Below are 4,152 nucleotides of genomic sequence, written 5' to 3' on the forward strand. Positions count from 1 at the left end.
CAGATTGCCCACGAATACAAAAAGATCGAGAAAATTGCGCAGCAGAAGCTCATTGATATGCTGCCGCCTGAACTGCAGGACGCTTATCGCCCGCTGATTGATGAACATTTGCATACCGAAAGTGAGCAATCCGTGGTGAAGCAGGCGGATGCACTTTGCGCCTACGTGAAGTGTCTGGAAGAATTATCGGCAGGTAATAACGAGTTTCTGCTGGCCAAAGCACGCCTGGAAAAAACCCTCACCCAACGGCGTTCACCGGAAATGGATTATTTTGTTGAGGTGTTTATTCCCAGCTTTAGCCTGTCGCTGGATGAAATCTCACAAGATACGCCGCTGTAAAAAAACGGGCCGCAGCGGCCCGTTTTTTTATGCGGTGATAGAAAGTGTAAACTCGCCGCTATCTTCTTTGATGACGTTTACCGGTTCAAGCGTTGCGACGCGGAAGGTAACTTCATTGAGGCGCGGCGCATCGGCTGGCGCATTCATCGCGATCACCGCACTGCCCGCATCCAAACCTGAAATAATGCCCGCCGGCGCATCCTCAACCACCACACATTGTGTCGCTGAAAGCCCCAAACGCTCAGCACCCAGCAGATAAGGCTCCGGATTCGGCTTACCATGCTTGATGTTCTCAGCGGTGATAAACACTTTTGGCATCGGTAGATTTGCGGCTTTATGACGCGCGTGGGCAACCGGGATCGAACCCGAGGTCACAATCGCCCACGGGATCTGCAACTCATTCAACGTTGACAGTAAAGCTAACGCGCCCGGAATCGCCTGCACGCCTTGCGTGTCTTCCGCTTCAAGCCGTTCAAGCCAGAGAAATTCCGCCTGAATCGCCTCTTCAGATTGCCCTGCCATGAAATGACGCAACGAATTGATAGCAGGCTTCCCGTGTATATAACTCAGGACCTCTTCCGCCGATAAACCGTGGCGCTCGCCCCACAGTGACCATGCGCGAATCACTGCAGGCAATGAATCCACCAGCGTACCGTCTAAATCAAACAGAAAACCCCTGTACTTCACGCGTCGCTCCTTATTCAGGCATTGATAATCTGCGCGATCTCATTCGCGCTGAGGTGATATTGACGCGGACAAGTGTGCCACACCGTTAACATGCGTTGGTATTTTTCCCACATCGGCGTTTGAGCATTGAAGCCGTGGGTGCCGGAATCAAAGTGGGTATAACGCCCTTCTACATTCACCATAAAGCGCACGTAGCCGAGATAGCGCGCTTCGGTAGCCGCATCAAAACCAAGAAAAGCCAGGCGGCGCTCGTCAATCGCGCTGCCATCTTTGAGGTTTGACCAGGAAACATGCAGCGCATGGTGCATTTCCATAATATCGATCAGCAGGCGGCAGGTCGCTTCGGTTAGCTCACCGAACTCTTTGTCGAGTTCACGCAACTGCAAGCCATAGCCGCGTTCAATAATGGTCTGATAACGACGATAGCGCTCAGCGTTATCAGGCTCCAGCATGGCCATCATTTTGTATTGATTGGAGAGGATCAGTCGTTGTGCGTGGGTCATTTCCATGGTTTGCTCCCGGGCCGGGCGGCCGCTTAAGATTTAAACAATGAAGAAATGATTACACAAGGAGAGTGATGCGTGTGTGTCCGCACCACTTTTCTTTGATTTGAACCGGGATTTGGCTCAAATTCTCTGGCAGGTAAAAGCGTCAGCAGATCAAAGATCGTCGAGGAAAGTGCGATCAAGCTGCTTAAAGGCACGTTTCAACACTTCGGCGAGTGACTGATATGTCGGCTTACCATCAACCGGTGCAATCGCCTGCCCCGCTTCTTCCAGCTTGGTGCGCACTTCATGAAACCACTGCAGCAACGTCGGCGGCAACGGCGTCACAGAACGTTTCCCCAACCACCACAATCCTTGCATCGGCAGGCTGCAGGCAAACAGCGCAGTCGCAATCGCAGGGCCGAGTTGTCCACCCATCGCGATTTGCCATGTCAGCGTGAAAATTGCCAGCGGCGGCATAAAACGAATAGCAAAGCGGGTTGCATTGACCACGCGATTTTCAGGAAACACCGGCGCCAGGCGCTTGTCTGTAGGCCAGGTCTTCATGTATCGCTGTCCGCGCTGGAACAAGCCGAACCAGCCGGGATTGTCTGTCTCATTCGCCATGATAGACCTCAACTAAATCTGCAATATTTAAAATAAACCGATAACTACACAACTTTACGTGACATCCTTCAAAAGTTTTTGTCTTTGCGGGTGACTGTGAGTATTCTGACGCCGTTTCAGTAACATTACCGGAAGCTTTAGCTCAATAATAGAGCGGCCAGAGCCATGTTTCGCTAAGTGCTTATCAAAAATAAGCGTAAAATCACCAAAATTTTTTGCATGTCAGTGAAATTTTGACTAGCACATGATGTTTATCATTAACCTACCAGCTTTCATGGGCTACGCTGTTAGTCTGATTGCGTTTTTTTTAGCCACTATTTAACAAAATAGGTACTTCCATGTCGACGAAGTTAGTTCTGGTTCTGAACTGCGGCAGTTCTTCACTTAAGTTTGCCATCCTTAACCCTGTTACCGGCGACGAATATCTGTCCGGTCTGGCTGAATGCTTCCACTTACCGGAAGCACGCATTAAGTGGAAACTGGACGGCAGCAAACAAGAAGCTCAGCTTGGCGCGGGTGCGGCACACAGCGAAGCACTGAACTTCATGGTTAAAACTATTCTGGCACAAAAACCAGAGCTTTCGGCACAAATCGCTGCAATCGGCCATCGTATTGTTCACGGCGGCGAGCAGCTGACCAAATCGGTCATCATCGACGAATCTGTTATTCAGGGCATCAAAGACGCCTCTTCTTTTGCGCCACTGCATAACCCTGCGCATCTGATCGGTATAGATGAAGCGCTGAAAAACTTCCCGCATCTTTCTGATAAAAATGTGGCGGTTTTTGACACCGCATTCCATCAGACAATGCCGGAAGAGTCCTATCTCTATGCTCTGCCGTACAAATTATATAAAGAGCACGGCGTTCGTCGCTACGGCGCACATGGCACCAGCCACTACTATGTGACGCAGGAAGCCGCGAAAATGCTGAACAAACCGGTTAGCGAACTGAACATCATCACTTGCCACCTCGGCAATGGCGGTTCTGTTTCTGCTATTCGCAACGGCCAGTGTGTTGATACCTCAATGGGCCTGACACCACTGGAAGGTTTGGTGATGGGCACCCGCAGCGGTGACATCGATCCGGCCATTATCTTCTTCCTGCATGATTCCCTCGGCATGAGCGTTGATTCCATCAACAAGCTGCTGACCAAAGAGTCTGGTCTGCTAGGTCTGACCGAAGTCACCAGCGACTGCCGCTATGTGGAAGACAACTACGCCACCAAAGAAGATGCCAAGCGTGCGATGGATGTGTTCTGCCACCGTCTGGCGAAATACATCGGCAGCTACACCGCGCTGATGGAAGGCCGTCTGGACGCGGTGGTCTTCACCGGTGGCATCGGTGAAAACGCTGCGATGGTACGCGAGCTGGCGCTGCAGAAACTGGGCCTACTCGGCTTCGAAGTTGATCACGAGCGCAACCTGGCGGCACGCTTCGGCAAATCTGGCTTCATCAACAAAGAAGGCACGCGCCCGGCCGTGGTGATCCCAACCAACGAAGAGTTGGTGATTGCTCAAGACGCCGCGCGTCTCACCGCTTAAAAACACTTCTCTCCGTCAGCTTAGGCTGACGGAGTTGTTTTAGACAGTCTGCAACACCTGAGAGGTTTCTATCGTGTCACGTACAATTATGCTCATTCCTACCGGCACCAGCGTCGGTCTGACCAGCGTCAGCCTCGGCGTGATCCGTGCCATGGAGCGCAAAGGCGTGCGCCTGAGCGTATTCAAGCCCATTGCCCAGCCACGTGCGGGCGGCGATGCGCCAGACCAAACCACCAGCATTATCCGTAAAAGCTCCGCGATTCCTGCCGCTGAACCGCTGCAGATGTCACGCGTTGAGTCGCTGCTCGGTTCTAACCAGCAAGACGTGCTGATGGAAGAGATCATTGCCAACTACCATGCGAACGCCAAAGACGCGGAAGTGGTGCTTGTTGAAGGCCTTGTTCCTACGCGTAAACATCAGTTCGCTTCCGCTTTGAACTATGAGATCGCCAAAACCCTGAATGCCGAAATCG

At 51.9% G+C, this 4,152-nt stretch carries 6 protein-coding genes; 3 read left to right on the forward strand and 3 right to left on the reverse strand.

Annotated elements, in window-relative coordinates; all coding sequences use genetic code 11:
• A partial coding sequence (gene yfbR / locus RTY00_RS21040; protein WP_312666004.1) for a 5'-deoxynucleotidase occupies positions 1-339 on the forward strand: 339 nt, incomplete at its 5' end.
• Positions 340-366: 27 nt separating this feature from the next.
• Here the strand turns inward: yfbR and RTY00_RS21045 are convergent.
• From RTY00_RS21045 to yfbV, 3 genes are all read right to left on the reverse strand, one after another.
• Positions 367-1,026 carry a sugar phosphatase gene (locus tag RTY00_RS21045; protein ID WP_312666006.1) on the reverse strand — a complete coding sequence of 220 codons (660 nt, stop codon included), beginning with the start codon at positions 1,024-1,026 and terminating at the stop codon, positions 367-369.
• 14 nt (positions 1,027-1,040) lie between these two features.
• Positions 1,041-1,535: a YfbU family protein gene (locus RTY00_RS21050; protein WP_008105160.1), complete on the reverse strand. Its 495-nt coding sequence runs from the start codon at positions 1,533-1,535 to the stop codon at positions 1,041-1,043.
• Between the two features lie 150 nt (positions 1,536-1,685).
• Entirely contained in the window at positions 1,686-2,138 is a 453-nt protein-coding gene (gene yfbV, locus RTY00_RS21055; protein ID WP_008105162.1) for a terminus macrodomain insulation protein YfbV, read from the reverse strand.
• A 338-nt stretch (positions 2,139-2,476) separates the two neighbouring features.
• Between yfbV and ackA the strand changes: the two genes are divergently transcribed.
• Both ackA and RTY00_RS21065 read left to right on the forward strand, forming a co-directional pair.
• Complete coding sequence (ackA, locus tag RTY00_RS21060) at positions 2,477-3,679, forward strand: acetate kinase (protein ID WP_008105164.1); 1,203 nt, start codon at positions 2,477-2,479, stop codon at positions 3,677-3,679.
• Between the two features lie 73 nt (positions 3,680-3,752).
• A partial coding sequence (locus RTY00_RS21065; RefSeq protein WP_312666009.1) for an AAA family ATPase occupies positions 3,753-4,152 on the forward strand: 400 nt, incomplete at its 3' end.

Source organism: Pantoea sp. CTOTU49201 (assembly GCF_032054795.1).
GTDB lineage: Bacteria > Pseudomonadota > Gammaproteobacteria > Enterobacterales > Enterobacteriaceae > Pantoea > Pantoea symbiotica.

What these genes read in the sequence shown, in the direction of transcription:
- RTY00_RS21050 (WP_008105160.1), bottom strand. Translation starts at nt 1,535, where the DNA reads ATGGAAATGACCCACGCACAACGACTGATCCTCTCCAATCAATACAAA.
- yfbV (WP_008105162.1), bottom strand. Translation starts at nt 2,138, where the DNA reads ATGGCGAATGAGACAGACAATCCCGGCTGGTTCGGCTTGTTCCAGCGC.
- ackA (WP_008105164.1), top strand. Translation starts at nt 2,477, where the DNA reads ATGTCGACGAAGTTAGTTCTGGTTCTGAACTGCGGCAGTTCTTCACTT.